Source organism: Pseudomonas retamae, assembly GCF_043496865.1.
Lineage (GTDB): Bacteria > Pseudomonadota > Gammaproteobacteria > Pseudomonadales > Pseudomonadaceae > Aquipseudomonas > Aquipseudomonas retamae.
The window spans coordinates 1-25,752 of the sequence record NZ_JBIEIL010000024.1 but is presented as its reverse complement, the minus strand read 5'-3'; the positions used below and the strand labels follow the sequence as shown (position 1 = coordinate 25,752).

The 25,752-nt window shown below is 60.3% G+C and carries 14 protein-coding genes, 2 rRNA genes and 1 pseudogene; 6 read left to right on the top strand and 11 right to left on the bottom strand.

Annotated elements, in window-relative coordinates; all coding sequences use genetic code 11:
- Positions 1-126: 126 nt before the first annotated feature.
- Positions 127-242 (top strand): 5S ribosomal RNA (gene rrf / locus ACGSLL_RS28000).
- 105 nt (positions 243-347) lie between these two features.
- Positions 348-463 (top strand): 5S ribosomal RNA (gene rrf, locus ACGSLL_RS27995).
- Positions 464-533: 70 nt separating this feature from the next.
- On the opposite strand, the gene ACGSLL_RS27990 is transcribed toward rrf (ACGSLL_RS27995), so the two are convergent.
- From ACGSLL_RS27990 to ACGSLL_RS27975, 4 genes are all read right to left on the bottom strand, one after another.
- Positions 534-1,712 (bottom strand): PepSY-associated TM helix domain-containing protein, encoded by a 1,179-nt coding sequence (locus ACGSLL_RS27990; RefSeq protein ID WP_394508657.1) that lies wholly within the window; start codon positions 1,710-1,712, stop codon positions 534-536.
- A gap of 78 nt (positions 1,713-1,790) precedes the next feature.
- A complete protein-coding gene (locus tag ACGSLL_RS27985) occupies positions 1,791-4,295 on the bottom strand; it encodes a TonB-dependent siderophore receptor (protein WP_394508656.1) in 2,505 nt (834 codons plus the stop codon).
- Positions 4,296-4,382: 87 nt separating this feature from the next.
- Complete coding sequence (locus ACGSLL_RS27980) at positions 4,383-5,384, bottom strand: FecR domain-containing protein (RefSeq protein WP_394508655.1); 1,002 nt, start codon at positions 5,382-5,384, stop codon at positions 4,383-4,385.
- Entirely contained in the window at positions 5,384-5,884 is a 501-nt protein-coding gene (locus ACGSLL_RS27975) for a sigma-70 family RNA polymerase sigma factor (protein ID WP_394508654.1), read from the bottom strand. Before ACGSLL_RS27975 ends, ACGSLL_RS27980 begins: the two co-directional genes overlap by 1 nt.
- Positions 5,885-6,195: 311 nt before the next feature.
- Here ACGSLL_RS27975 and ACGSLL_RS27970 point away from each other — a divergent pair, with 311 nt between their 5' ends.
- Positions 6,196-8,076, top strand: coding sequence for a methyl-accepting chemotaxis protein (locus ACGSLL_RS27970; protein ID WP_090288062.1), 1,881 nt, complete (start codon positions 6,196-6,198; stop codon positions 8,074-8,076).
- Positions 8,077-8,198: 122 nt separating this feature from the next.
- Here ACGSLL_RS27970 and ACGSLL_RS27965 read toward each other — a convergent pair whose 3' ends face one another.
- Genes ACGSLL_RS27965 through ACGSLL_RS27950 form a run of 4 tightly spaced genes read right to left on the bottom strand, consistent with a single transcriptional unit; the run spans position 8,199 to position 13,792 of the window.
- Positions 8,199-8,666 carry an SRPBCC family protein gene (locus ACGSLL_RS27965; protein ID WP_394508653.1) on the bottom strand — a complete coding sequence of 156 codons (468 nt, stop codon included), beginning with the start codon at positions 8,664-8,666 and terminating at the stop codon, positions 8,199-8,201.
- Positions 8,667-8,689: 23 nt separating this feature from the next.
- Positions 8,690-12,079 (bottom strand): amino acid adenylation domain-containing protein, encoded by a 3,390-nt coding sequence (locus ACGSLL_RS27960; protein ID WP_394508652.1) that lies wholly within the window; start codon positions 12,077-12,079, stop codon positions 8,690-8,692.
- Positions 12,080-12,092: 13 nt separating this feature from the next.
- A complete protein-coding gene (locus ACGSLL_RS27955; RefSeq protein ID WP_394508651.1) occupies positions 12,093-13,022 on the bottom strand; it encodes a diiron oxygenase in 930 nt (309 codons plus the stop codon).
- A complete protein-coding gene (locus ACGSLL_RS27950; protein ID WP_394508650.1) occupies positions 13,019-13,792 on the bottom strand; it encodes a DUF3050 domain-containing protein in 774 nt (257 codons plus the stop codon). The genes ACGSLL_RS27955 and ACGSLL_RS27950 overlap by 4 nt, the downstream gene beginning before the upstream one ends.
- A gap of 100 nt (positions 13,793-13,892) precedes the next feature.
- Here ACGSLL_RS27950 and ACGSLL_RS27945 point away from each other — a divergent pair, with 100 nt between their 5' ends.
- Positions 13,893-14,108, top strand: a complete 216-nt coding sequence (locus ACGSLL_RS27945) for a hypothetical protein (protein ID WP_394508649.1) — start codon at positions 13,893-13,895, stop codon at positions 14,106-14,108.
- Positions 14,109-14,539: 431 nt separating this feature from the next.
- Here ACGSLL_RS27945 and ACGSLL_RS27940 read toward each other — a convergent pair whose 3' ends face one another.
- A complete protein-coding gene (locus ACGSLL_RS27940; RefSeq protein ID WP_394508648.1) occupies positions 14,540-15,250 on the bottom strand; it encodes a GntR family transcriptional regulator in 711 nt (236 codons plus the stop codon).
- A gap of 195 nt (positions 15,251-15,445) precedes the next feature.
- Here ACGSLL_RS27940 and lapG point away from each other — a divergent pair, with 195 nt between their 5' ends.
- On the top strand, positions 15,446-16,138 hold the full coding sequence (gene lapG, locus ACGSLL_RS27935) for a cysteine protease LapG (protein WP_394508647.1): 693 nt from the start codon (positions 15,446-15,448) through the stop codon (positions 16,136-16,138).
- Between the two features lie 14 nt (positions 16,139-16,152).
- Complete coding sequence (lapD, locus tag ACGSLL_RS27930) at positions 16,153-18,099, top strand: cyclic di-GMP receptor LapD (protein WP_394508646.1); 1,947 nt, start codon at positions 16,153-16,155, stop codon at positions 18,097-18,099.
- 86 nt (positions 18,100-18,185) lie between these two features.
- Here lapD and ACGSLL_RS27925 read toward each other — a convergent pair whose 3' ends face one another.
- Positions 18,186-18,524 (bottom strand): tryptophan synthase subunit beta, encoded by a 339-nt coding sequence (locus tag ACGSLL_RS27925; RefSeq protein WP_090288078.1) that lies wholly within the window; start codon positions 18,522-18,524, stop codon positions 18,186-18,188.
- A gap of 146 nt (positions 18,525-18,670) precedes the next feature.
- A pseudogene (locus ACGSLL_RS27920) lies at positions 18,671-25,752 on the bottom strand (LapA family giant adhesin); the annotation flags it as partial.

Below are 25,752 nucleotides of genomic sequence, written 5' to 3'. Positions count from 1 at the left end.
AAAGACCAGATTGCGGTGTGTGAAGACGAAACGAACCGAAAGTTCGAAACGCACAAACACCGACAGCTGTCACATACCCAATTTGCTGAAGCGAGGCCATCTGGTCGCGAGTCAGTACCCGAATTTCTTGACGACCATAGAGCGTTGGAACCACCTGATCCCATCCCGAACTCAGCAGTGAAACGATGCATCGCCGATGGTAGTGTGGGGTTTCCCCATGTGAGAGTAGGTCATCGTCAAGATTAAATTCCGAAACCCCAATTGCGAAAGCAGTTGGGGTTTTGTTTTAGTAGAAGTTCCTGTTTTTGCTGGCTTGTTACCGTGTTGACGGGCCAGATAAAGAATTTCTTGACGACCATAGAACATTGGAACCACCTGATCCCATCCCGAACTCAGCAGTGAAACGATGTATCGCCGATGGTAGTGTGGGGTTTCCCCATGTGAGAGTAGGTCATCGTCAAGATTCAATTCCGAAACCCCAATTGCGTAAGCAATTGGGGTTTTGTCTTTTCCGCAACCCGGAAACTCAATGATCAAACGGGTCGGCGTGCCATGCTGATGCGTCGAGCCTGCCGTTTGCGCCACCAGATATAGACGCCGGTTACCGACAAGCCTGCAATCATGACGCCTAGCACTGCGATGATGATTTGCCCGGTAACCCCGAAAATCCGTCCGCCATGTATCGGTAACTGCAATCGGTAGAACTGCTCGCCTAACGTTCCCTGTCCCGCTATCTCCTGCCCTAATAATCGACCGTCCGTACCATGAAAGAACAACCAGGATTTGCCATGTGCTTCGGTGTCATGTTGCCCGAATCCGGCTCCGTAAAAGTTGTATTCAAAGCTGTAATACAGCTCACCAATCGGGGCAGTCAGTCCTAGCCTTTTACCTTCCTGCAACGCCCTTTCGTATGCCTGTTGATAACTCAACTGCGTCGCGCCCAGTTCATCCGCGGGCATTCGTCCTCGCGCCTCGTAGACGCTTGGTTCGATTGGCGAAAACAATGACACTGCGGGCTTGAACACCTGACTCGGCAAATTCATGGCCACGCTGCTGACAGCGATCGGCAGCAGCAACAACCACAGCCACAGTCCCCCGGCGCGGTGCAGGTCGTAGTTGAGCCGATAGGCGTGTCCGCCCTTTACCTTCCAGGCGGTCGACCACTTCTTCCAGAATGGCTTTCCACGCGGCAGCGTCAGCCAGAGCGCAACGAAACAATCCATCACCCAGGCAATCGCCACCAGACCTATCAACCACAACCCCCAATTGCCCGGCAACGTCAGGTTGTAGTGGAACTCGAGTATGAACGGGATGAGATTCTTCCGTTGGAAACAGCATTCGCCCCAATAGCGCTGACCCTTCTGCTCGGCGTTTACTGGATCCAGATAGAACACTTGATTGCGCTCATCGTACGGCTTGCCTGTCGCTGGGTTATGGCGCGCAACTGCGGCCAGCAACGCCGTATGGCCGACCTCGTCTGGATATTCCATGTACCAGACTTGCAGCTTCGGATGTGCCTTCTGCACAGCGTCAACCAGATCACCGGGAGGCAATCGCTCGCCCACCGCAGACGCTGCATAAAACTGCGGATTCAACCATTCATCCAGCTCATGATTGAACGCCAGAATGCTGCCCGTCAGTCCGGCCAGCAACAAAAAGACTGCCGTCGCCAAACCGATATAGCGGTGCAACAACACTAAAACAGCACGCATGCGAAACTCCCCTACAGAAACGACGAAGCCAGCGCCTGATAGCTCAGGCGCTGGCTTTTTCATGCACGAAACAAATGGTTAGAACTGGTAGCTGACCGTCGCCGCGACATTGCGCTCTTCGCCCATGTAGCAGAAGTTCAGGCTGGCACAGGAAGCCACATAGGATTCGTTGGTCAGGTTGTTTGCATTCAGGCGTACGTCGACGCCTTTCAAACCGACCTTGCCCAAGTCATAACCAATCGAGGCATCGAACAACGTATAGGAAGGTACCTTCAGGGTGTTTTCCGCATCGGCCCAGCTGTAGCCGACATAACGAACCCCACCACCCAGGCGCAGGCCATCGAGCGCGGCACTGTCAAACTTATAGTCTGCCCATAACGAGGCCATGTGCCGCGGTGCCTGCGTCGGTGAGTTACCTTTGTTTTCGATGAGGTTAGTTGGCGTGCTCAAAGTGCTGACCATCGACTTCGAGTACTCGATGTCGGTAAAGGTGTAGCTGCCGAGGAGTTTGAGGTTGTCGGTCAGTTGCGTGTGCGCTTCCAGTTCCAGCCCCTGGGAGCGGACAGCACCTACTGCGCGATAGAAGTTTTCCTGCGGCAGCTTGGTCGCCAGGTTCTCCTGATCGATGCGAAACAGCGATGCAGTGAACAGGTTGTCGGTGCCCGGCGGCTGATACTTCAAGCCGACTTCCCATTGCGTGCCGTCGGTCGGTGCCAGCGGGTTGCCGGCGCTGTCGGCGTAGGAGTTCGGGTTAAACGATTCCGAATAGCTGATATACGGCGCCAGGCCGTTTTCGAACAGATACAGCGCACCGGCGCGACCGGTCAGTTTGGTGCGTCGATCGTTGATCTCGGTGCCGGCAGGGCGTCCTGCTTCGGCGATGCGGTTTTCGTCAGATGTCTCGACCCAGTCCTGACGCAGGCCCAGTGAGAAACGCCACTGGTCCATCTCGATCAGGTCTTGCAGGTACACCCCGGTCTGCTCCAGGCGCCGCAGATAACTGGTCTCACCGTACATATCGATGGCCGAGTTGCCGTACACCGGGTTGAAAGCGTTGATCGGAGCAAGACCGCCGCTGGTCCAGTCGACCACGGTTTTGCGCCGCTGATAGTCAGTGCCCAGAAGCACCGTATGTTTCGTCGCACCGGTGAAAAACTCGGCCTGAAGCATATTGTCGACGATGAACGCATGCAGGCGCTCATCGCCACCGGTGTAATAGCGGTTCAGCTCGTTACTGGTCGGCGAGGTCCAGCCATAGGCGTAGACCTGATCCATGTTTACTTTGGAATCGAGGTAGCGGAAGTTCTGCCGTGCGGTGAAAACATCGTTGAAGCGATGCTCGAACTGATATCCGAAGGATTGCTGGTCACGCGAGTAACCATCGATGCCCGGCTCACCTTCAAAGAAACCCGTCGAGATACGCTGGCCGTTGCGCTGATGGATCGTGCCACTGGCTGGCACGCCGCCGTGGTAGCCGCCATCCGGATCGTGTTGCAGATAAGCCTGCAGTGTCAGCGAGGTGTCTTCGCTGAAGTCGATGCTGAGGGTTGGCGCCAAGGCGTAGCGCTTTTCCTTGTTGTGGTCGAATTGCGTGTCAGAGCGATCCGTTAAACCGGTCAGACGATAGGCAATGCGCTTGTCGTCATCGACCGGGCCGCTGAAGTCAAAACCGAACCCGCGCTGCCCCTGATTACCCACCGTCGCCTGTACCTGATGGTAGGCCTCGTACAGCGGTTTCTTGCTGGTCAGCGCCACCAGCCCGCCGGGTGAACTGCGGCCATACAGCACTGAAGACGGGCCCTTGAGAATATCCACTCGCTCGAGGAAATATGGATCGACTTGCAGGGTGCTGTAAGTACCGCTATCACCCATTGACTTGAGGCCGTCGAGATAAATGTTGTCCACCGAGCCATCGTTGAAACCGCGCATCGCCACATAGTCGTAACGATGGGTCGCTCCATACGGATTGGTCAGCACGCCCGGGGCGTAGCGCATGGCCTGAGAGACGGTCTGCGAGCCCTGGTCATCCATTTGCTCGCGCGTGACCACAGACACGCTTTGCGAAGTCTCGAGCAACGCGGTACTGGTTTTGGTGGCGATCTGGCTGTGCGTGGCGTTGTAGCCCGCCGTGCTGCCCAATGCGTTGCCAAGGGCGAAGCCTTTGATGTCGGTGGTCGGCAGGGCCAGCGCTTCGCTCTCGGCGAGCGGGCGAAGAATGTAGCGGCTGCCATCCTGGCTGACCGCTTCCAGACCCGAGCCGCCGAGCAAATGGCTCAGCGCCTGATCAGTGGAATATTCGCCCCGTACCCCCGGTGACTGCCGCCCCTGAGTCTGCTGCGGGGTCATGGACAGGGTGATGCCCGCCTGACGGGCAAACTGATTCAATGCCTCGTCCAGCGGCCCCGCAGCGATGTCATAGCGTGGGCTGACCGCGCCGGCAGTGACGTCAGCGGCGAGGCTCAGGCCGGGCAATACACCGATACTCAGCGCAGTAGAAAACAGCGCGGCGCGAACAGCGTGCCGCAGCAGACTCGATTCAACGGTGAAATTCAGAGAGTTCTTACAGTGGGCGCGGACAGTCATTGTAGGTTTCCGTAGGAAGTCGCAAACGCTTGGATTGAAGTGCTTACTGACTAAGCCGAAGCCCTTGCGAAAACCCGCCAAAAAATTTCACACCGCACGTTCCACGCTCACCCACCAGCGTGTCCGGTAACGCAATTGCACCGGCAGCGTCTGCGGCAGCACCGCCAACAGCTTGTCCGTGTCCTCCAGCCGGAACACCCCGGACAGGCGTAGATCGGCAATCTGCGCTGCACAATTGAGCACGCCATGACGGTAGCGCCCGACTTCATTGAGAAAATCACCGAGGCGCATATTGCGCGTGACGATCAAACCATCGACCCACGCGCCGGCGTCCATATCCGGTGCCGTCACCGGACGGATCTGCAGGTGGTCGATGCGGTAGCTCTGGCCGGCGAAGGCTTCGATCGAATGGCCACCGGAAACAATGGCAACGCGGCCGCTGGTGACAGTAAGCCGGCTGCAATCGTCGTCCTCACGCAGGATGAAGCGGGCGCCAATGGGCGCGTACATGCCGTGACGACTTTGCACGCGCAGCGGGCGATCGAACGGCGCGCCTTCGTCGGAGCCGCCACAACTGACGATGATCTCGCCGCGAGTGAGTTTGATCAGCCGCTGCTGCGCCGTGTAACGCAGATCCACCGCGCTGGCGGTGTTGAGTTCGATGCGCGTGCCATCGGGTAATTGAAAACCGCGCTGCTCACCCGTTGCGGTGGCGTAATCGGCGCTCCACTGCTGCCAGGCGCCGCTGTCCTTGGCCAGCCACGCGGCGGAACCCATCAGCAATGCGCCTGAGAGCAACTTCAAGGCCTGCCGCCGGCCGAGACCTTGCGCACTGTTTTCCAGGGTGTTGAATGCCACTTGTGCGCCGGGCACCGCACGCAGGTTGCTGCTCAGTTCGGCGTGCAACGACTGCACACGCTGCCAGGCCAGTTCGTGTTGATGATGTTCGGCCCGCCATTGTTCGCACTGGCGGTTCAGGCGCGAATTGCCGTGGTTGTTGCGCAGGCGCAGCAGCCAGTGAATGGCTTGTTTGACCACTTGCGGTGGCGGCTCGGCGCGGCGGCCAAGTGCAGCGTTGTCCAGCGACATCAGTGCGCGTACCGCAAGACGTAACAGTGATATAGCGCCTCGGCGACGTAGCGTTCCACCGAGCGCAACGACAGCCCCAGCTGCTCGGCGATCTGCTTGTGGGTCAGACCTTCGCACTGCGCCAGCAGAAAGGCCTGGCGCACCTTCGGTTTCAATCCTTCAAGCATGCGCGCGATGCTTTCGAGCAGTTCGACGATCAGGGCGCGGGCTTCGCTGCCTGGCGTTTCAGCTTCGGGCAAATGGGCAATGGTTTCCAGGTAAGCCCGCTCGATTTCTTCGCGGCGCCAATGATCGATCACCAAGCCACGGGCGATGGTGCGCAGGAATGCGCGAGGGGCTTTGAGCTCCAGGCGTTCGCTGCGCTGCAGCAGACGAACGAAAGTGTCCTGTGCCAGATCCGCCGCATCCGCTGCGTTGCCCAGCCGCATGCGCAACCAGGTGTTGAGCCAGCCGTGGTGACAACGATAAAGCGTCTGTACCGCAAACTCGGGGGAGGACATGAACGCGACAGCCTGGACGTCACAAATGATAATTAGTCGCATTGTCTTCAAGGGTCGCAGAATTTGCAACCGCTGCTCACGCAACGCGCGGAAAAATCTTCCCTCAGCCGCTCTGGCCCGCCGTTCGGCGGGAATCCGACAGAAACGCGATCCATTTCCAACGCAACCCTAAGATTTCTCCCTCGCGTGCCGACAGACTGGTGAGACATGCGTGCACCAAAGTAGAGCGGCCGGAAGAACGCTGCCTGCGCTGTACATGGAATGTTGCATCCGGAACGCATCCCCACTTTTGGCATAAGAAGTCCCATGAAATGAATCTAAAGTTCAGCCACAAAATTCTGCTGGCCGCCTCGGGCGTCGTGGTCCTGGCGTTCGCGCTGTTCACGCTCTACAACGACTATCTGCAGCGAAGCACCATTCGCCAGAACCTTCAGTCTTCCGTTCAGCAGGCCGGTGACCTGACCGCCAGCAGCGTGCAGAACTGGATGAGCGGGCGGATTCTGGTGCTGGAAAACCTCGCGCAGAACGTCGCGCATCAGGGTAAGGACGCCGATCTGCCGGGGCTGGTCGATCAACCGGCGTTCACTTCGAATTTCCAGTTCACCTATGTTGGCCAGGCCAACGGTGTGTTCACCCAACGCCCGGACGCGAAGATGCCGGACGGCTACGATCCGCGTCAGCGCCCTTGGTACAAGCAAGCGGTGGTCGCAGACAAGACCATGCTGACCCCGCCGTACATGGCCGCGGTTGGCGGGCTGGTAGTGACCATTGCCATGCCAGTGAAAAAGAACGGTGAATTGCTCGGCGTGGTCGGTGGCGACCTGAGCCTGGAAACCCTGGTGAAAATCATCAACTCGGTGGACTTCGGTGGCCTCGGCCATGCGTTCCTGGTCAGTGCTGACGGTCAGGTGATCGTCAGTCCGGACAAGGATCAGGTCATGAAAAACCTGAAAGACATTTACCCGAACACCAGCGTGCGCATCGAGAAGGGCAACCAGAACGTCGTGCTCAACGGCGAGGAGCGGATTCTGTCGTTCACCCCGGTCAACGACCTGCCGAACGCGCAGTGGTACATCGGTCTGTCGATCGATCACGACAAAGCCTACGCGGCGCTCAGCCAATTCCGCACCTCGGCGCTGATCGCGATGTTTGTCGCCGTGGCTGCCATTGCTTTGCTGTTGAGCCTGTTGATCAACGTCTTGATGCGACCGCTGACCACCATGGGCCGCGCGATGCAGGACATCGCTCAGGGTGAAGGCGATCTGACTCGTCGTCTGTCGGTAGAAAGCAAAGACGAGTTCGGCGAACTGGGCAGTGCCTTCAACCAGTTCGTTGAACGGATTCACGCGTCGATATCCGAAGTGTCTTCGGCGACCCGCCACGTGCACGACCTGTCGCAACGGGTCATGGCGTCGTCGAACGCATCGATCGTAGGCTCTGACGAACAAAGCGCGCGCACCAACAGCGTCGCGGCGGCGATCAACCAACTGGGTGCCGCGACCCAGGAGATCGCCCGCAACGCTGCCGATGCTTCGCAACACGCCAGTGGCGCCAGCGAGCAGGCCGACGACGGGCGTCAGGTAGTCGAGCAGACGATTCAGGCGATGACCGAGCTGTCGCAGAAGATCAGTCTGTCGTGCACGCAGATCGAAACCCTCAACGCGAGCACCGATAACATCGGCCACATTCTCGATGTGATCAAAGGCATCTCGCAGCAGACCAACCTGCTGGCGCTCAACGCGGCGATCGAAGCGGCGCGTGCCGGTGAGGCCGGGCGTGGTTTTGCGGTCGTGGCGGACGAGGTGCGTAACCTTGCCCATCGCACTCAGGAGTCGGCGGAAGAAATCCACAAGATGATCACCTCGCTGCAGGTCGGCTCGCGTGAAGCGGTGACCACGATGAACGCTAGTCAGGCGTCCAGCGAGCAAAGCGTCGAGGTGGCCAATCAGGCCGGTCTGCGTCTGGTCAGCGTGACCCAGCGCATCGGCGAAATCGACGGCATGAACCAGTCGGTGGCCGCGGCCACGGAGGAGCAGACGGCCGTGGTGGAAACCCTCAACGTCGACGTCAACCAGATCAACCTGTTGAACCAGCAGAGCGTGGCCAACCTCAACGAGACGTTGAAGGATTGTGATGCGTTGTCGCAGCAGGCCAACCGCCTGAAGCAACTGGTCGATAGCTTCAAGATCTGACCTCAAATCAGACCGCGTTATCGTTCATCGCGAGCAGGCTCGCTCCCACATTGGAATGCATTTCCCTGTGGGAGCGAGCCTGCTCGCGAAAGCGGTCTGACAATCGCCGCAAATCCAAAGCCTTAAACAAACAGCTTCAGCACATTCCCCATCGCATCATCGGCAAACCCCTGCACAAAATCCCTGAACCCCGGCAACGCTTCCTCCCCGCCCGAGGCCGGTTCGGCAATGATCGTCCAGGTTGCGCGGGATTGCCCTTCGCCCAGCGCCTCGACATTCATCGCCGCCCACAGGTTAGCCACGCCCAAGGTGTTGTAAATCGTCGTCCAGGTCATGCTCCGCGCCTGCTCATCGCGGGAGTTGAGCTGCTCGACTACCACATTGCCGTCCTTGAAGATTTTCTTGCGCAGCGAGGACACGCCCTCGCCGGTCATTTCGATGTGCGACAGCGCCGGAATGAAACGCTCGAAAGCGCCAAAATTGCCGACTATCGCCCAGACCTGCGCGGCGTCCGCCGGCACGTGTACCGAAGACATGACGTGGCAGCCATGCGGGTTTTTGATCAGGGTGTCCGGTTGCAGATTGCTCATGGTGTTGCTCCTTTTTTGTGGCGTCAGATGAAGTTGATCTGTTTCAGGTAATCGCAGCCGCGACGCAGCAGCGCCGGGGATTTTTGCGGGTAATGCGCGCCCATCTGCTGCACGCCGGCTTCAGCGTTGGCGTGACCGATCAGGGAGATGTCGCCGATGTCTTCTTCAAAGCCGTTGAGGTAAAAACCGAGCACGCCGAACAGCGCGTTGTCGGCGTCGACCCGGCTCAATTGCTGTTGCCAGTCGGCGACGCTGACTAGCGAAAACTCGCTGCCGGTCTCGCGGAATGAAGCGACGTAGGCGTCCCAGCTCAGCGGCTCGGGGTTGTGCAGGTTGAACACCGCACGGTCAGGCGAATAACGGCTGGCATGGAAGGCGATGAAGCGAGCGAGGAAGTCCACCGGCATCAGATCGAAGTTCAGCGCGAAGGCCGGCACCTGACCGAGCTGGATCGAGCCTTTGAGCATCAGCATCAAACGGTTCTTGTGCGGCTGGCAGACGCCGCTCAGGCTGTTGAAACTGATGTTGCCGGGGCGATACACATTGACCCGCACGCCACGCTCGCGAGCCCGTTCGAGAATGCGCTCGCCAACCCACTTCGACAGGTTGTAGCCGTTGCGGATGTAGATCGGTGGCGTCGTCGCGGCCGGCAATTCCAGCACGCGGCCTGCGTCATCGACGTTGCTGGATGCCGACAATGTCGAGACGAAGTTGAAGACCTTTTTGCTCTGCCCTTCGCACAGGCGCAGCAGGGCGAAGATCGGCTCGACGTTGTCCGCGGCCAGCGACTCGTAATCGAGCACATGGTTGACGTTGGCAGCGTTGTGCACCAGCGCGCCGAACTCGCGATCGAGGCGCTGATAATCTTCTTCGCTCAGGCCCAATTGCGGCCGGGTGATGTCCGCCGCATAGACCCGCACGCGACTCAGATCCAGATGCTCCAGGCGGTTTTCCCGCAGTGACTCGGCAAAGCGCTGCGCGGCCGTTTGCCCGCCACCGTCACGCACCAGACAGGCGACTTCGCTGGCGCCCCAACCGAGCAGCGCCTCGACAATATGCACGCCGACAAAACTGTTGGCGCCGGTGACGATGACCTTGTGCACGTCGCCCATGCGGCTGATCGGCAACGTCTGGATATCCAGCATGCGCTCGGCATCGGCCATGGCCTGGGCGCTGAGCACGGCGCTGTCATCGGTGCCGCGCACCAAGGTTGCGAGCTTGGCGATGGTCGGCTGTTCGATGAAGCGATTGATCGAAATGCTACGGCCGAATTCTTCACGCAAACGCAGCAACATTCGCGACAACAGGATCGAATGGCCGCCCAGATTGAAGAAGCTTTCGTCGGTGGAAATATCGCTGTCCGGCAGCTCCAGCAACTCGGCCCAGATCTGCAGCAGCAGTGCCTCGTCGGCATTGGCCGGCAGGCATTTCGGCCCATCGTCCTTTACACTCACGGGCACTTCCAGCAACGCTTTACGGTCGACCTTGCCGTTGCTGGCGGAGGGCATGCCGGGGAGTTCAGTCCACGCCACCGGTTGCATGTAGTCCGGTAGAAACTGCCGGGCGTGAGCCTTCAGTTCGTCGCGGGCAGTCGCTGATTGCGGCTGAGCGAGAAAAGCCAGAATCCTGCGTTGACTGTCGATCACCACCGCGACCTGGCGGTACAACTGGCTCTCGCGCAGGCAGCGTTCGATCTCCTCTGGCTCGACGCGGAAACCGCGGATTTTCACCTGATTGTCGCGCCGCCCGCACAGCTCGATGCTCTGCTCGCCCCACCGCGCCATGTCGCCAGTGCGGTAGGCGCGCAGCGTTTGGCCGTCCGGTAGATGCAGGGTCAGGTAGCGCTCGGCTGTCTGCTGCGGATTGTTCAGATAGCCGAGACAGACACCGGGCCCGATGATGAACAATTCGCCAACGGTGTTCTCCACCACCGGTTGCAGATCGTCATCGAGAATCAGCACCTGGCTGTTGGCGATCGGCGCGCCAAGGCAGCGGTTGCTGTCGCCCGGTTGCAGTTGCCGCGCGGTGATCAGCACGGTGGCTTCGGTCGGGCCGTAAAGGTTGTGCAGGGTGCCCTGACGAGTCAGTTGCTCGATCACGAACGGCTCGCAGACATCGCCGCCGGTCATCACCTGCACGCCTTCGAGCTGCTCCAGTGGCAGGATGCTCAACAGCGCTGGCGGCAGGAAGGCGTGGGTTAGTTGCCGGCGCCGGATCAGCGCCACCAGTTGCAGCGGATCGCGCCGTTGCGTGTCGTCGGGCACCACCAGTTCGGCACCGCTGAGCAGGGTCGCGAAGATGTCGATCAGCGACGAATCGAAGCTCAGCGAGGAGAACTGCAGCACGCGACTCTCGGCCTGCAGCTGCGCGTAATCGGCGTACCACGCCGTGAAATGCGCGAGGTTGGCCTGGCTGAGCAATACACCCTTCGGATGCCCGGTGGTGCCGGAGGTGTACAGCGCCATGCACGGCGCGTCGGGCTCGGGGCGCTGGCGCATCAACGGCAGGTCTGGATTCGCTGCGGCGCTGTCGATGAGGCTGACGTCCAGCCCCGGCATGGTGTCGCTGAGCGGATGCTCGCCGTCATGCAGCAACAGCAGCGCACCGGCGTTTTGCGCAATGTACTGCTGGCGCGGCAACGGATGGCTCGGCTCCAGCGGCAAATACACGGCGCCGCTGCCCAGAATCGCCAGGATCGATGCGAACAGCTCTGGGCTTTTCGGCAGGCAGACCGCGACGATCCACGGCTGCGGATGCGGCTCCAGCAACGCTTGCAGGCGCTGCTGAATCGCTCGGCTGTGGGCATGCAACTGGCGATAGCTGAGGGAGCGCTCGCCGAGGTGCAGCGCCGGCCGTTCGGCATGCTGAATCAAGCTCTGTTGCAGGCGCTCGATGACGCTGACCTGTGCCTGTTCCAGCAGCGCAGTATTCGCCGTGTCGTTGCGCCGATGGACGTAGGCCAGGCTGTCGAGAAAGCGCAGGTTTTCCAGGCGTTCGAAATCCGGCGCGCCCAGCGGGGCGAGTTGTTGCAGATAGTCGCCGTCGCGGGACAGGCGACTGACCAGCAGCGCCACTTCGTCGACCACATGCGCCAGGACTCGCTGACGAAGCGCCTGACCGTTGCCTGACGGCTCATCGCCGATCGGCACGCGGCTGATCAGGGACGAGCCGCGAAAGCACAGCAGGTCGAGGACCGGCAAACCGGCGCGACTCGCACCGACGCCCAAACGCAAATGCAGGTGCGGGATGGCGCAGCGATCGCCGGCACCAATAAAGCCATCGTCGATGATCAGATCCACCGCCGCTTGCGCGGCAGCATTGCGTTGCACCGAGTGACCGTGTTGTTCAAGTTCCAGCGCCAGATCAGTCATGGCCTGGCTGGCGCCAATCAGCAAAATGTCGAGACGTTTCATGAAGACCTCCTTGTCACACCAGATAGTCACGCAGGGCGTGCTGCACGCAGGACGCGTCGAGCAGCGAGCTGTTGTGGAAGAACCTGACGATGTTGCCCACCAGCGGGTGATGGCGATTGATCGGGAAGGCCAGGCCGGCCATCTCCTCCGTCAGTGAACAGCGCGTGGCCTCGCTGACCGGCAGCGCATCGATCAGGCGCAAGTCAAAAGACTTCTGGATGTCGTTGGTCAGGTAGTGGCCGATGAATACCGGCAGAATCTGCGCGATGGTTTCGCGGTCGGCGTCGCTCGCGGTGTGCCAGTAGATGCGCACCATGCGTGCCCAGAAACTTGAATGGCGACCCTCGTCGAGCAGGTGATCGGCCATCAGCCCCTTGATCGACGGCTTGACCGAGTCGTCACGGGCGAACGCGGCAACATCGCCGGTCACGGTGTTTTCCGCGATGGCCACGCAAATCAGTTCTACGGCGCTGCGCAAATGCTCCGGCGCCAGCGCCACGGCGGCGGGAATCGCCCGGCTCAGCTCGATCTGGTCGGGTAGCTGGATCGGTTCGATGCCGGTCATGGCCACCGTCTGCTGCATGAAATCCATCGCCACCAACGCGTGGTAATCCTCATCGACCACCACGGTCATCGCGTCATAACGACAGGCGAAGGGGAATGCCACGGCGAAGCGATTCTTGGCGATGCTGCGCGCGGTCTTGTCGACGATCTCCGTCTCGAAAATCACCACGTCGTTGATGAACTTGTACAGCGTCTGCACGAGGGCGAAATCCCGTTGCTCCGGGCATTCGCGCAGGAAGGTATCGCTGAGCACCAAGGGTTGGCGGCTGAGCGGATAGATCAGGCGCTCGTCGTCTTCCAGCACCCGGCGCGGGCGGGTGCGAATGGTTGCGCGCTGTTCCCAGGCGTCGGCGAAGGATTGATAGTCGGCGGCGTTCATTGGGCCACCTCCGCCAACGGTTCGCGCATGCTCAGGCGCAGGCCGTCCCACAGCGCAATTCGGCTTTCCACGGCCGCGACGGCGCTGGCATAGACCTCGGCTTCGCGTTGCGGGTCGCCGTCGACCAGGCGCTGAAGCAGGTGCTCGGCCGCCGGGCCGTGATCTTCGGAGTCGACCTCAATATGCCGTTGCAGGTAATAGCGAAAGGTCGGCGCCTGCTCGATGCCGATGCCCCAGTCATCGAGGATGCGCTGGAACATGCTCGGGATCACGCTCTCGCGACCGTGCAGAAACGCCGCAGCGACGCTGTGCCCCGGTGCATGCAGCGCGGTGTGCAAGGTGTCGCGGACAAACTGCGCGGCGGCCGGGTCAACCTCGACGCTTTGCAGCGCGACGTCATAGCTCACGCCTTCCAGTTGCAGCGCGACGAAACGTTCGACCGCTGTGGTGCTGGCGCCGATTTCGCGCATCGCGTCCAGGTACAGCTCGAAATGGCTGTAGTGACCGTCGGCCGGACGATCATCGGACTCTTCGCCGAGCACGATTTCGTTGATCAGCCGGGCGGCCTGCGGATCGCGCGGTGGCAACCAGGGCAATCGGGTGCAGGTCAGTTCCTGTTGCAGACGTTTGGTCAGCGACATGAAGTCCCACACGGCGAATACATGGGTTTCCATGAAACGACGCAATATTGATAACGAAGTGATCTCGGCAAAGATCGGGTGATTGCTGAGTTCGACTTTCTTCAAGGCGAGTTGGTGCTTGGAAGGCATGATGACGTCCTTAATCATAGGGGTGAAATGGAACTGCTTGTGCAATTACGCAGTGAATGCTGCGCCGAGTTAGTTGTCTGTCCGCATGGGTTGAAGTTTGATGCCGGAAAACCAATTGCCCGGCGTATTTCTACGCAAAGCCCCGCTGTGCAAGCCCGTAGCCTGTGCGGTGCGCTACGTCAGTGCGCCGCGTGCCGAAGTGAACATCTGGCTCAACTTCGGCGAAGAAAAAACTAATACAGGAAGCAAACATTTAACAAGTGCAATTTTGAATATTTTAAGTTTGCTGTTTTTAAAGCACGAGAAGTTGCAATAAGACTTTTCGGAAAAGTTTTATTTGGACGTAGTTGCTCCTTTCGGCCAATAACGGCCAAAATTGAATGACAAGAGTGAATGCCTCACTCGAAGCAACTTTCTATTGAAAAGAATTGATTGATTGATAGGGGATGAAAGTTGGCCGGGACCGGCGCCAGAACTTCCTTTTTCCCGTGACAAGGCTCCTTCCGTAGGTTCCTGTTGCGGGGACTGCACCGTCAGGGCGGCGCGTCCCCGTTCTGTATGGGGGTGGCCGTTCAAGAGTGCGGGTAATTCGTTGTCACCGCTATGCCCTATTCGTCACGAGCAAACGGCAACGCTGGGAGCGAATGGCACGGGAAGGATTAAAACCGGGACGCGAATCCGCCCACCGTAGAGTGGGCTGATTGCAGGGGGATTTGTAAGCGCTTGATTCCTGGAGTGAACGCGAAGTCAGCGGGCGACTTTGCGGCTTTGCGCCGCGGGCGTGGCGAGGTAGCGGGTGATGACCTCGACACCGCGGTTGAGGTGCTGCTCCAGCAGTTCGATCGACAGCTTGATGTCGCGGTCGCGCACGGCTTGCAGCATCGCCCGGTGATCGTCCTGAGACAGTTTGCCCAGGCCCATCGACTCAAGATTGAAACGCAGGAAGCGCTCTTCTTCGTTGAGCCCGTCCTCGACCAGACGCAGCAAGCGTTTGTTTGGCGCCTTGCTGTACACGGCCATGTGGAACAAACGGTTAAGCCGGCCGATTTCGGTGTAATCGTGCTGCGCTTCCAGCTCTTCGATGTAGGCGGCTGCCAGGGCGTGATCGGCTTCGGTCAGCAGTGGGATCGACTGACGCATGGCTTCGGATTCGAGCAGGATGCGCAACTCATAGGTTTCGGTGGCGTCGCCCTGAATCAACGGCGCGACCACTGCGCCTTTATGCGTGGTCACACTCAGCAATTCCTGCGCTTCGAGCTGGCGCAAGGCTTCACGCACCGGCATGCGGCTGACGCCGAACAGATCCGCCAGATCCTGCTGGCGCAGCGCCGTACCGCAGGGCAGACGTCCATCAAGAATCGCCGAGCGCAGGGTCTCTTCAATGACCGAACGGGCCAGATGCGCAGGAATCGGTCCGTCGACTTTAATGCTGTGCAGCGGTTTGGGCTTCTGTGTCACGACTACGCACCCTGTAGGTCGGTGATTTGGATCCAAATGACACTAGTGATTGCTCTACAGCTTGTCAAACCGTGTAGAGGAACGCGGTTACATTTACAGTTTAGCGTGCGCCAATGATCTCATGGTGCCATTGTTTTTTAGCCGGCTAAGCTTCAACATCGAACGCTTCCCCTTCCTGCCCTCTGGAACCCTGCTGTGGCGGTACGATTCGCGATCCCTCGGACGTTGCGCTGGCTATGCTGCGCACTGCTGCTGGCCGGCGTCATGCTGGGCGGTCTGCATGCCGATTGGGATTTTTCCGCGATCAGCCGCAAGGCCACGGCACTTTACGGACCGCTGGGTGCCGGTCAGCAACGCATCGATGCCTGGCAGAATCTGCTGGCGACGCAGCAGCAGGCCAACGAAATGGACAAGCTGAAAGTGGTGAACCTGTTTTTCAACAAACAGGTGCGCTACGTCGAAGACATCGATCTGTGGCGGCAGGTCGACTATTGGGAAACCCCCATCGAAGCCTTGTGGAAGGGCGCTGGCGACTGCGAAGACTATGCGATCGCCAAGTATTTCAGCCTGCGCCATCTCGGAGTGTCGAGTGACAAGCTGCGCATCACCTACGTCAAGGCACTGCGCCAGAACCGCGCGCACATGGTCCTGACTTACTACGCGACCCCCGATGCCATGCCGCTGGTGCTCGACAGCCTGATCGATCCGATTCAGCCGGCCTCGCAGCGAACCGATTTGCTGCCGGTCTACTCTTTCAATGCCGAGGGTCTGTACTTGCCGGGGGCCAAGGGCAATAAAAAGGTCGGCGACACCAAACGCCTGTCGCGCTGGCAGGATGTCTTGAAGAAAATGCAGGCCGAAGGTTTCCCGGTCGAGACGACTAACTAGGAGCACGCGCTCAGATGTCTTTGTTCAAACAGCTGTTGATCGCTATCTGTCTGTTCCTGGTGGTCGCCTTCACCGGCAGCTTCATGGTCAGTCTGGAAAGCTCGCGCACCCAGTACGTCAACCAGTTGCGTTCCCATGCGCAGGACGCCGCCACGGCGCTGGCCTTGTCGCTGACACCGAATATCGATGACCCGGCGATGGTCGAGCTGTTGGTCAGTTCGATTTTCGACAGTGGCTATTACGCGAGCATTCGCGTGGTCGACGTGAAGACCGATCAGACCATCGTCGAGCGTAGCGGCATTCCGGCCGTGAGCAATGTGCCGGACTGGTTCGTCAAGCTCATCGGCCTGGAACCGGCCGGTGGCGATGCTTTGGTCAGTCGCGGCTGGGAACAGGCAGCGCGGGTCGAGGTGGTCAGCCATCCGATGTTCGCCGTGGCCAAGCTGTGGCAAAGCGCGTTGGGCAGCCTCGGCTGGCTGTTGCTCTGCGGTGCGCTGAGCGCGGTACTCGGTGCGTTGCTGTTGCGTCGGCAGTTGAAGCCGCTGGACTACATGGTCCAGCAGTCCCACGCCATCGCCCGGCGCGAATTCCTCAGCTTGCCGCAGTTGCCGCGCACGCCGGAATTGCGCCGGGTGGTGCAGGCGATGAATCAGATGGTCGAGAAGCTCAAGGCGCTGTTCCAGGAGCAGGCCGAGCGCAGTGAAAAACTGCGCGCCGAGTCCTATCAGGACAACCTCACCGGGCTGGCCAACCGGCGTTATTTCGAGATGCAGTTGAATGACCGAGTGAGCAATCCGGAGCAGGCCAGTTCCGGTTATCTGCTGCTGTTGCGGGTCAAGGATCTGGCCGGCCTCAACCAGCGCCTCGGCGGCCAGCGCACCGATGAATTGCTGAAAGCGGTGGGCGAGCAACTGTCGCGTGAATGCGCCAAATACCCGGAAACCCAGAACCTCGTCACGCGGATTCGTGGCGGTGAATTTGCCGTGCTCGCGCCGGGGCTGGTCCGCGAAGAAGCGCTGCAACTGGCGCAGAACCTCGACAGCGCGCTGAGCAGTCTGCACGCGACGGGCGCAACCGACGTTGCCGCAGTGGCTTCGATTGGTCTGGCGCCATTCGCATTTGGAGATTCGCCGCAGCAGGTCCTGACCTTGGGCGATCAGGCGCTGGCGCAGGCCGAAGGGCAGGGCGAGCAGAACTGGGCGTGCATCGAACAAAGCCTGACCGCCGAGGTTGGCGATGATCACCACGCCTGGCATCGCTTGCTCGATCAGGCGTTGAATCAGCAGCGTTTCGAGCTGTATTTTCAACCGGTGGTGGCGGCGCAGGACACGCAATTGGTGCTGCATTACAAGGTGCTTTCGCGCCTGCTCGATGAGCAGGGCAAGACCATTCCGGCCGGGCGCTTTCTGCCGTGGCTGGAGCGCTTCGGCTGGACGGCGCGGCTTGATCGTCTGATGCTCGAGCGCGTGCTGGAGCAAATGCAAGAGCACGAAGATTCGCTGGCGCTGAACCTGTCTTCGGCGACCCTCGCCGATGCCCAGGCGTTGAACAAGGTCTTCGAGATTTTGCGCGCACACTCCAACCTCGGTTCGCGTCTGACCCTGGAAATCGGCGAAGAGCAGTTGCCCGAACAAGCGCTGCTGGAGCAACTGACCCGACGCCTGCGTGAACTGGGCTTCTCTTTGAGTCTGCAGCGCTTTGGCGGCCGCTTCAGCATGATCGGCAACCTGGCGCGTCTGGGCCTGGCGTACTTGAAGATCGATGGCAGCTACATTCGGGCAATTGATCAGGAAAGCGACAAGCGCCTGTTCATCGAAGCGATCCAGCGCGCGGCGCACAGCATCGATCTGCCGCTGATTGCCGAGCGGGTCGAGACCGAAGGGGAGCTGTCAGTGATTCGCGAGATGGGCTTGTATGGGGTGCAGGGGCAGTTGCTGGGTGAGCCGAAGCCTTGGGCCTGACCTGATCGTTGAGCTGTGTGGCTGGAACGCAGAGCGTCCCTTGATGCATTCCCACGCGGAGCGTGGGAACGATCACTACAGAGGGATCAGATCAACCCGCCCTCATCCTCATCGATCAACTGGCTCAACCCGCCCAGCGCCTCACGCGCCTGGTTGCGGTCCATCAGTTTGGCCTGGGCTGCGGGTGGCAGGTCGGTGACGCGGATCACGCCTTTCTGGGTCAGCACCTGAATCAGGTCGTCGAGTACCCGAATCATCTCGAAGTCGCTCTGCTTGAGCTGCTTGAGGCTGTTCTCCACGGCTTCGTTGGCGTACCACGCCTGGATTTCATGGTTGTCGGCCGGCAGGGTTTCCGTGGCTTCGGCGTATGCCGCGGCTTCCACGCGAATCAACTGGCCTTGCGCATCGCGTTGCACGTAAAACATTGAGCATCCCTCGGAAAAGAACCAGCGTCGTGCTGTCAGCAGCATAGCCAACTGTGCGCAAGTATGCGGTGCAACGATGAAATCGTCACCGGGGTGACTGACACAACGCAACGGCCGCCCCTGAGGGCGGCCGTTTTGTTTATGGATCAGCTGTTGTTGTGGTCGACCTTGATGGTCGGGTCGCTGCCGGCAATCAGGTTGTGCAGGTTGGCGCTCGACCAGTTGTTGCCTTCCAGTTTGATCGTCACGTCCGGCGTTGCCGCAGCGGCATCACCGGAGTTGAACTTGCCCGCCGAGCTGACTTGCAGCGAGGACGTGCCGTCGACCGTGGTGATCTTCAGGAAGTTGTCGATGGTGCTGCCGGTTTCGCCCTGCAGCAGGTCGCGCAGGTCGATGCGATCGCCGTCGGCGGCCTTGAAATCCTTGATCACGTCGCTGCCGGTGTCGCCAGCCTTCCAGACAAAGGTATCGGCACCGGAACCACCGATGAGGATGTCGTTGCCCTTGCCACCGATCAGCGTGTCGTTGCCGCTGCCGCCGAGCAGGATGTCATTGCCTTTGCCGCCATCGAGCAGGTCGTTGCCGCCCGAGCCGAACAGGATGTCATTGCCCGCGCCGCCCAGCAGGGTGTCGTTGCCGTCATGCGCACCGGAAACATCGAACGCCTGATAGTGCTCAGTGATGTACTGGTGCACGTTGCTGGTGCTGACTTTGCTGACGTCAACGCCGGTTTCCTTGGCGACGAACGCCTGCATTGCCTGATAACCCTCACCGGCAATGCCGTTGAAGCTGACCAGATCGCCGAACAGGATGTCGTTGCCTTCGCCACCATTGACGGTGTCGTTACCCGGCATCGTCGCTTCGGTATGGCCGATGATCGAATTGGCCAGATCCTTCGGATCGATGTTGGTTTGCGGCGTTTTGTCCGAGTCGTACGGCTTGAGGTCGTTGAGGCTGACGTCGTTGTTCAGACCAATGGCTTCGACGCTCGACAATCCGCTCAACAAAGCGAAGCCGCTGGTTGAATTGCTGGTCGTCGACGAGTTGGTGCTGTTGCCGGTACCCGCAAGGTTCGACAATTCATAAGTACCGTCGCCCTGCGCATGAATCGTGCCCAGGGTTTCGCTGCTCCAGCCCCACCACGAGCTGTAGGTTTGCAGCACAACGCTGCCGGCGCTGCTGATGGTCAGGTAGTGCGAATTGTCGATATAGGTGCTGAACGTGTCGCCCTGCTTGTAGTTGCTGGTGTTCACCACGCTGTCGAGTTTCACGTTGCCATACAGCGTCGGGTTGGTTTGCTCGCCGCTTTGGTAATAAGTTGGCTGGCCGTCGGTGATGAAGTACGTCAGGTTTTTCGCCCCGGTGTTGGCCACCGCGTCAGCGCTCTGGAACCAGTTGGCCGTGGTCTTGAACACGTCCTCGTAGTTGGTGCCGCCGCCAGAACCCATCGAATTGAGCACGGCTTTGAGCAACGTCAGCGCGTTCGGGTCGTTGAGGTTCACCGACACCGACTTGTTGACTTGGGTATCGAAGTCCACCAGGAAGATGTTCACCGTGCCCGAGTTGCTGCCGCCCAGGCTTTGCTTGAGGCTGTTGAACACCGAGGTCAGCGAGTCCTTGGCCGCGTTGAGCGACGAGGTGCTCATGCTGCCGGAGCTGTCGACCATGAAGGCAATGTTGTAGTTGGTGCCCGGCACCACGGTCAGACCGCCGATGTCGGCGACGATGATGTCGTTGCCATCGGTACCGGTAACTGTGTCGTCGCCCGAGGTCGCCACGACCGCGTTGTACACCGCCGGCACCACGGTGACCGGAATGGTCGCGGTGCTGCTCGCCGAACCGCCGACCATTTCGGTGGAGGTCGAGGTCACGGTCAGGTTGAACTGGCCGTTGTAATAGGTCGGCGGGGTCACGGTCAGGCTGCCGAGATTCCAGCCAGTGACGTTGGCTTCGCCGTTGCTCGCGGTGACGGTGAAGGTATGCCCGGCGCCATCGCTGAGTACCGAACCGACTGGTGCGCCGCTGATTTTCACGCTCAGGGTTTCCGAGCCGTCGGTATCGGTCAGCGCGGTGCTGATCGCCGACAGTTTCACCGTGGTGCCTTCGGCGCCGGTGTTGAGCTTGTAGCCGTCGTAATAGCCTTCGCCGTTGCTGCCATGCAGATCGGAGACGGTGACACCCGAGTTCACCAGGTCCTGTACGCCGGTGTAGATCGGCACGCCAGCGTTGCTCAGGTCGATCGGCGTGCTGCCATTGACCGACAGGTTGACGTCGTAGCTGCCCGGGCCGCTCTGGTTGTGGTGGTAGATGTCGAGTGTGTAATAGCCGCTGGTGGTCGGGGTGAACGAACCATTGATCGCCCCGCCCGCACCCCAGGTGCCCGACGCCACATTCTTGCCGCCGATGGTGATCAGCAAGCTGTCATCGGCGACACCGCTGAAGGTGTAGGTCTTGCCGGCTTCCAGGTAGATCAGGCCCGAGGTCTTCGACGCTGTACCAGCGGCGACGCTGCCGTCGGATTGCACGTTGGTCACGTTGCCGCTGGAGTTCGGCGTGCCGGCACCATCGATGACGCTTTTCAACGTGGTCGAGTTCGCGCCGCTGCCGTCAGTGCCCAGGCCCGACAGACCGGTCCAGACTTCCTTGATCAGGCCAGTGGATTTAACGCTGTTGTCGGCGACGGCCACGGTCGGCGCATCCGCCACTGGCGTGATGTCGATCTTCACAGTGCCGGTATTGCCCAGCGCCTGGCCATCGGTAGGCTGGAATTTGATCTGAGCGTAATCCGCCTGATTGTTGCCCAGCCCGGTGCCGCCGTAACCATTGCTGCCCGACTCGTTGGCATCCGGCAGGAAGCGCAGCTTGCCCGCGTCGATGTCGGCCTTGGTGAAGGTCTGGTTATTGGCCACGTCCTTCCAGGTCGAGCCGTCCAGATACTGCAGTTTGCCTTCGCCCGGCAGTTGGGTGATTTTGATCCCGAGGCTGCTGGCCGGACTGTCGACGTCGGTTACACCGAAGGTCGACCAGCCGAGTACCAGCGGCGTGTCTTCGGTGCCGGTGACATTGCTCGGCGCGGCAACCGGTGCATCATTGACCGCCACCACGTTGACCGTGGTGGTCGCGGTATTGGAGTAGTTGCTGCCATCAGTCACGGTCACGGTGATGATCCGCGGCACGGTGCTCGGATTCTCACTGCTGTTGGTGAAGTTGATGTTCTTGATGGCCTGCATGTAGTCAGCCAGCGTCGCGTTACCCGACAGTGTCAGGGTCACCGTGCCGTTGGTGCTGTTGGCATTGATGGTGATGCCGTTGACGCTGTTGCCCAGGTTCAGCGCATCGCCGTCCTGACGGTTGGTCAGCACCACGGTGGCGCCGGTCAGCATTGTGCTGTCCGGGTCGGTGATACTGAGGTCGGTGTCGGCAATCGACACGCCCGCGCCCGGAGTATTTTCGGTGAACGTGACTTTGTAATCGGCACCCGTGGCGCCGCTGGAGTTATTGGCATCCAGATCGAGCACTGGTGGTGCATCGTTGTCGATGATCGAGGTACTGACACTGCCGTTGGTGGCGCTGACCGCGAGGTTCTCGAAGTTGCCGCCGGTGGCCGAATCAATCTTGACCACGAAGTTCTCGGTGCCTTCGGTGATCTTGTCATCGAGGGTGGCGACATTGAACTGCGCGCTGCTCGCGCCTGCCGGGATCTTCACGGTGTACACGCCGGTAAAGTCCGAACCGTCGGCGGCGGTACCGCTGTAGACGATTTTCAGAGTCACTTCGGTTTGCGCCGGGTGATTCAGGCTGACCGTGTAGGTCGCGGTCTGACCTTCGGTTACCGAGGTGCTGCCGCTGATGCTGACGGTGGTGGTGTCGACGGTGTCGGTGACACTGGTGATGGCCGGGGTTGTGCTCGATACCAGGTTTTCGAAATTGCCACCGGTGGCGCTGGTGATGGTCGCCTGCACGCTGCCGGCATCTTTGTAGACGTCATCGGACGGCGCAGCAACGGTCGCGGTGCCGGTGGTTTCGCCAGCCTTGATGGTGATTACCGCGCCGTTCGACAAAGTCACGGTCACTGGCGAGCCAGCGGCGTTGGTCAATGTCGCGGTGTAAACAATCGAACCGCCCTCAGCGACCGAATTGGTAGCGCTGAGCGACAGGTTCGTAGCGTCGACGTTGTCGGTCACGGTGGTGCTGACAGGAGCTTTGTCCGCCACCAGGTTTTCGAAATTGCCCCCAGTCACATTGGTGATCGAGTTGGTGATCGGCGCATGGCCGGTCAACGCATCGTTCGGCGCAATGGTGGTCGCGGTGCCGGTAGTCTGGCCGACGCCGATGGTGATGGTTTGACCGTTGGCCAAGGTTACGACAACCGGCGAACCAGTCACTGGCGCACCGACGGTTGCGGTGTAGACGACGTTGCCGCCTTCAGCCGCAGTGGCGGTCGCGGTCAGTTTGACCGAGGTGGTGTCGATGGTGTCGGTGACGCTGGTCACTGCCGGGGTTGTGCTCGGCACCAGGTTTTCGAAGTTGCCACCGGTGGCGCTGGTGATGGTCGCCTGCACGCTGCCGGCGTCTTTGTAGACGTCATCGGACGGCGCAGCAACGGTCGCGGTGCCGGTGGTTTCGCCAGCCTTGATGGTGATCACGGCGCCGTTGGACAGGGTCACGGTGACTGGCGAGCCGGCGGCGTTGCTCAGTGTTGCGGTGTAAACAATCGAACCGCCTTCAGCGACCGAATTGGTAGCGCTGAGCGACAGGTTCGTAGCGTCGACGGTGTCGGTCACGGTGGTGCTGACAGGAGCTTTGTCCGCCACCAGGTTTTCGAAATTGCCGCCAGTCACATTGGTGATCGAGTTGATGATCGGCGCATGGCCGGTCAACGCATCGTTCGGCGCAATGGTGGTCGCGGTGCCGGTAGTCTGGCCGACGCCGATGGTAATGGTCTGGCCGTTGGCCAGGGTTACCACAACTGGCGAGCCGGTGACTGGTGCGCCGACAGTTGCGGTGTAGACGACGTTGCCGCCTTCGGCCGCAGTGGCGGTTGCGGTGAGTTTCACCGTCGTGGTGTCGATGGTGTCGGTCACGCTGGTAACGGCAGGAGTCGTGCTCGGCACCAGATTTTCGAAGTTGCCACCAGTGGCGCTGGTGATGGTTGCCTGCACGGAACCGGCATCTTTGTAGACGTCATCGGACGGTGCAGCAACGGTTGCGGTGCCGGTGGTTTCGCCAGCCTTGATGGTGATGACGGCGCCATTCGACAAAGTCACGGTCACTGGCGAGCCAGCGGCGTTGGTCAATGTCGCGGTGTAAACAATCGAACCGCCCTCAGCGACCGAATTGGTAGCGCTGAGCGACAGGTTCGTAGCGTCGACGGTGTCGGTCACGGTGGTGCTGACAGGTGCTTTGTCCGCCACCAGGTTTTCGAAATTGCCGCCAGTCACATTGGTGATCGAGTTGGTGATCGGCGCATGGCCGGTCAACGCATCGTTCGGCGCAATGGTGGTCGCGGTGCCGGTAGTCTGGCCGACGCCGATGGTGATGGTTTGACCGTTGGCCAGGGTTACGACAACCGGCGAACCAGTCACTGGCGCACCGACAGTTGCGGTGTAGACGACGTTGCCGCCTTCAGCCGCAGTGGCGGTCGCGGTCAGTTTGACCGAGGTGGTGTCGATGGTGTCGGTGACGCTGGTCACTGCCGGGGTTGTGCTCGGCACCAGGTTTTCGAAGTTGCCACCGGTGGCGCTGGTGATGGTCGCCTGCACGCTGCCGGCGTCTTTGTAGACGTCATCGGACGGCGCAGCAACGGTCGCGGTGCCGGTGGTTTCGCCAGCCTTGATGGTGATCACGGCGCCGTTGGACAGGGTCACGGTGACTGGCGAGCCCGCAGCGTTGGTCAGGGTTGCGGTGTACGTAATCTGACCACCCTCGGCCACAGAACCGGTCGCGGACAGCGTCAGGTTCGTAGTGTCGGCGGTGTCGGTGACGTTGGTTGAGACCGGAGTCTTGTCGGCAACCAGGTTTTCGAAATTGCCGCCAGTCACATTGGTGATCGAGTTGGTGATCGGCGCATGGCCGGTCAACGCATCGTTCGGCGCAATGGTGGTCGCGGTGCCGGTGGTCTGGCCGACGCCGATGGTGATGGTTTGACCGTTGGCCAAGGTTACGACAACCGGCGAACCAGTCACGGGCGCACCGACGGTTGCGGTGTAGACGACGTTGCCGCCTTCAGCCGCAGTGGCGGACGCGGTCAGTTTGACCGAGGTGGTGTCGATGGTGTCGGTGACGCTGGTCACTGCCGGGGTTGTGCTCGGCACCAGATTTTCGAAGTTGCCACCAGTGGCGCTGGTGATGGTTGCCTGCACGGAACCGGCATCTTTGTAGACGTCATCGGACGGTGCAGCAACGGTTGCGGTGCCGGTGGTTTCGCCAGCCTTGATGGTGATCACGGCGCCGTTCGACAGGGTCACGGTCACTGGCGAGCCAGCGGCGTTGGTCAGAGTTGCGGTGTAAGTGATCTGGCCACCTTCGGCTACCGAACCGGTTGCGCTCAGCGACAGGTTCGTGGTGTCGGCAACATCGGTGACGGATGTCGAGACTGGAGTTTTGTCAGCCACGAGGTTTTCGTAGTTGCCGCCAGTCACGTTGGTGATCGAGTTGGTGATCGGCGCATTGCCTGTCAGCGCATCGTTCGCGGCAACAGCGGTTGCAGTGCCGGAAGTCTGGCCGACGCCGATGGTAATGGTCTGGCCGTTGGCCAGAGTTACCACAACAGGCGAACCGGTTACCGGAGCGCCAACCGTGGCGGTGTAAGTCACGGTGCCGCCTTCAGCGACCGAAGTATCAGCGGTCAATTTGACCGTCGAAGTGTCGATGGTATCGGTGACTTGGGTGACCGCTGGCGTCGTGCTCGGCACCAGGTTTTCGAAGTTGCCACCGGTGGCGCTGGTGATGGTCGCCTGCACGCTGCCGGCGTCTTTGTAGACGTCATCGGACGGCGCAGCAACGGTCGCGGTGCCGGTGGTTTCGCCAGCCTTGATGGTGATCACGGCGCCGTTCGACAGGGTTACGGTCACTGGCGAACCAGCGGCGTTGGTCAGGGTTGCGGTGTAAACAATCGAACCGCCTTCAGCCACAGAACTTGTCGCACTCAACGACAGGTTAGTGGTGTCGGCAACATCGGTGACGGTGGTCGAGACTGGAGTTTTGTCGGCAACCAGATTTTCGTAGT

Bases quoted from the DNA above. Each gene is read 5' to 3' on its own strand.
- ACGSLL_RS27990 (WP_394508657.1), bottom strand. From the start codon at position 1,712: ATGCGTGCTGTTTTAGTGTTGTTGCACCGCTATATCGGTTTGGCGACG.
- ACGSLL_RS27985 (WP_394508656.1), bottom strand. From the start codon at position 4,295: ATGACTGTCCGCGCCCACTGTAAGAACTCTCTGAATTTCACCGTTGAA.
- ACGSLL_RS27980 (WP_394508655.1), bottom strand. From the start codon at position 5,384: ATGTCGCTGGACAACGCTGCACTTGGCCGCCGCGCCGAGCCGCCACCG.
- ACGSLL_RS27975 (WP_394508654.1), bottom strand. From the start codon at position 5,884: ATGTCCTCCCCCGAGTTTGCGGTACAGACGCTTTATCGTTGTCACCAC.
- ACGSLL_RS27970 (WP_090288062.1), top strand. From the start codon at position 6,196: ATGAATCTAAAGTTCAGCCACAAAATTCTGCTGGCCGCCTCGGGCGTC.
- ACGSLL_RS27965 (WP_394508653.1), bottom strand. From the start codon at position 8,666: ATGAGCAATCTGCAACCGGACACCCTGATCAAAAACCCGCATGGCTGC.
- ACGSLL_RS27960 (WP_394508652.1), bottom strand. From the start codon at position 12,079: ATGAAACGTCTCGACATTTTGCTGATTGGCGCCAGCCAGGCCATGACT.
- ACGSLL_RS27955 (WP_394508651.1), bottom strand. From the start codon at position 13,022: ATGAACGCCGCCGACTATCAATCCTTCGCCGACGCCTGGGAACAGCGC.
- ACGSLL_RS27950 (WP_394508650.1), bottom strand. From the start codon at position 13,792: ATGCCTTCCAAGCACCAACTCGCCTTGAAGAAAGTCGAACTCAGCAAT.
- ACGSLL_RS27945 (WP_394508649.1), top strand. From the start codon at position 13,893: ATGCCGGAAAACCAATTGCCCGGCGTATTTCTACGCAAAGCCCCGCTG.
- lapD (WP_394508646.1), top strand. From the start codon at position 16,153: ATGTCTTTGTTCAAACAGCTGTTGATCGCTATCTGTCTGTTCCTGGTG.
- ACGSLL_RS27925 (WP_090288078.1), bottom strand. From the start codon at position 18,524: ATGTTTTACGTGCAACGCGATGCGCAAGGCCAGTTGATTCGCGTGGAA.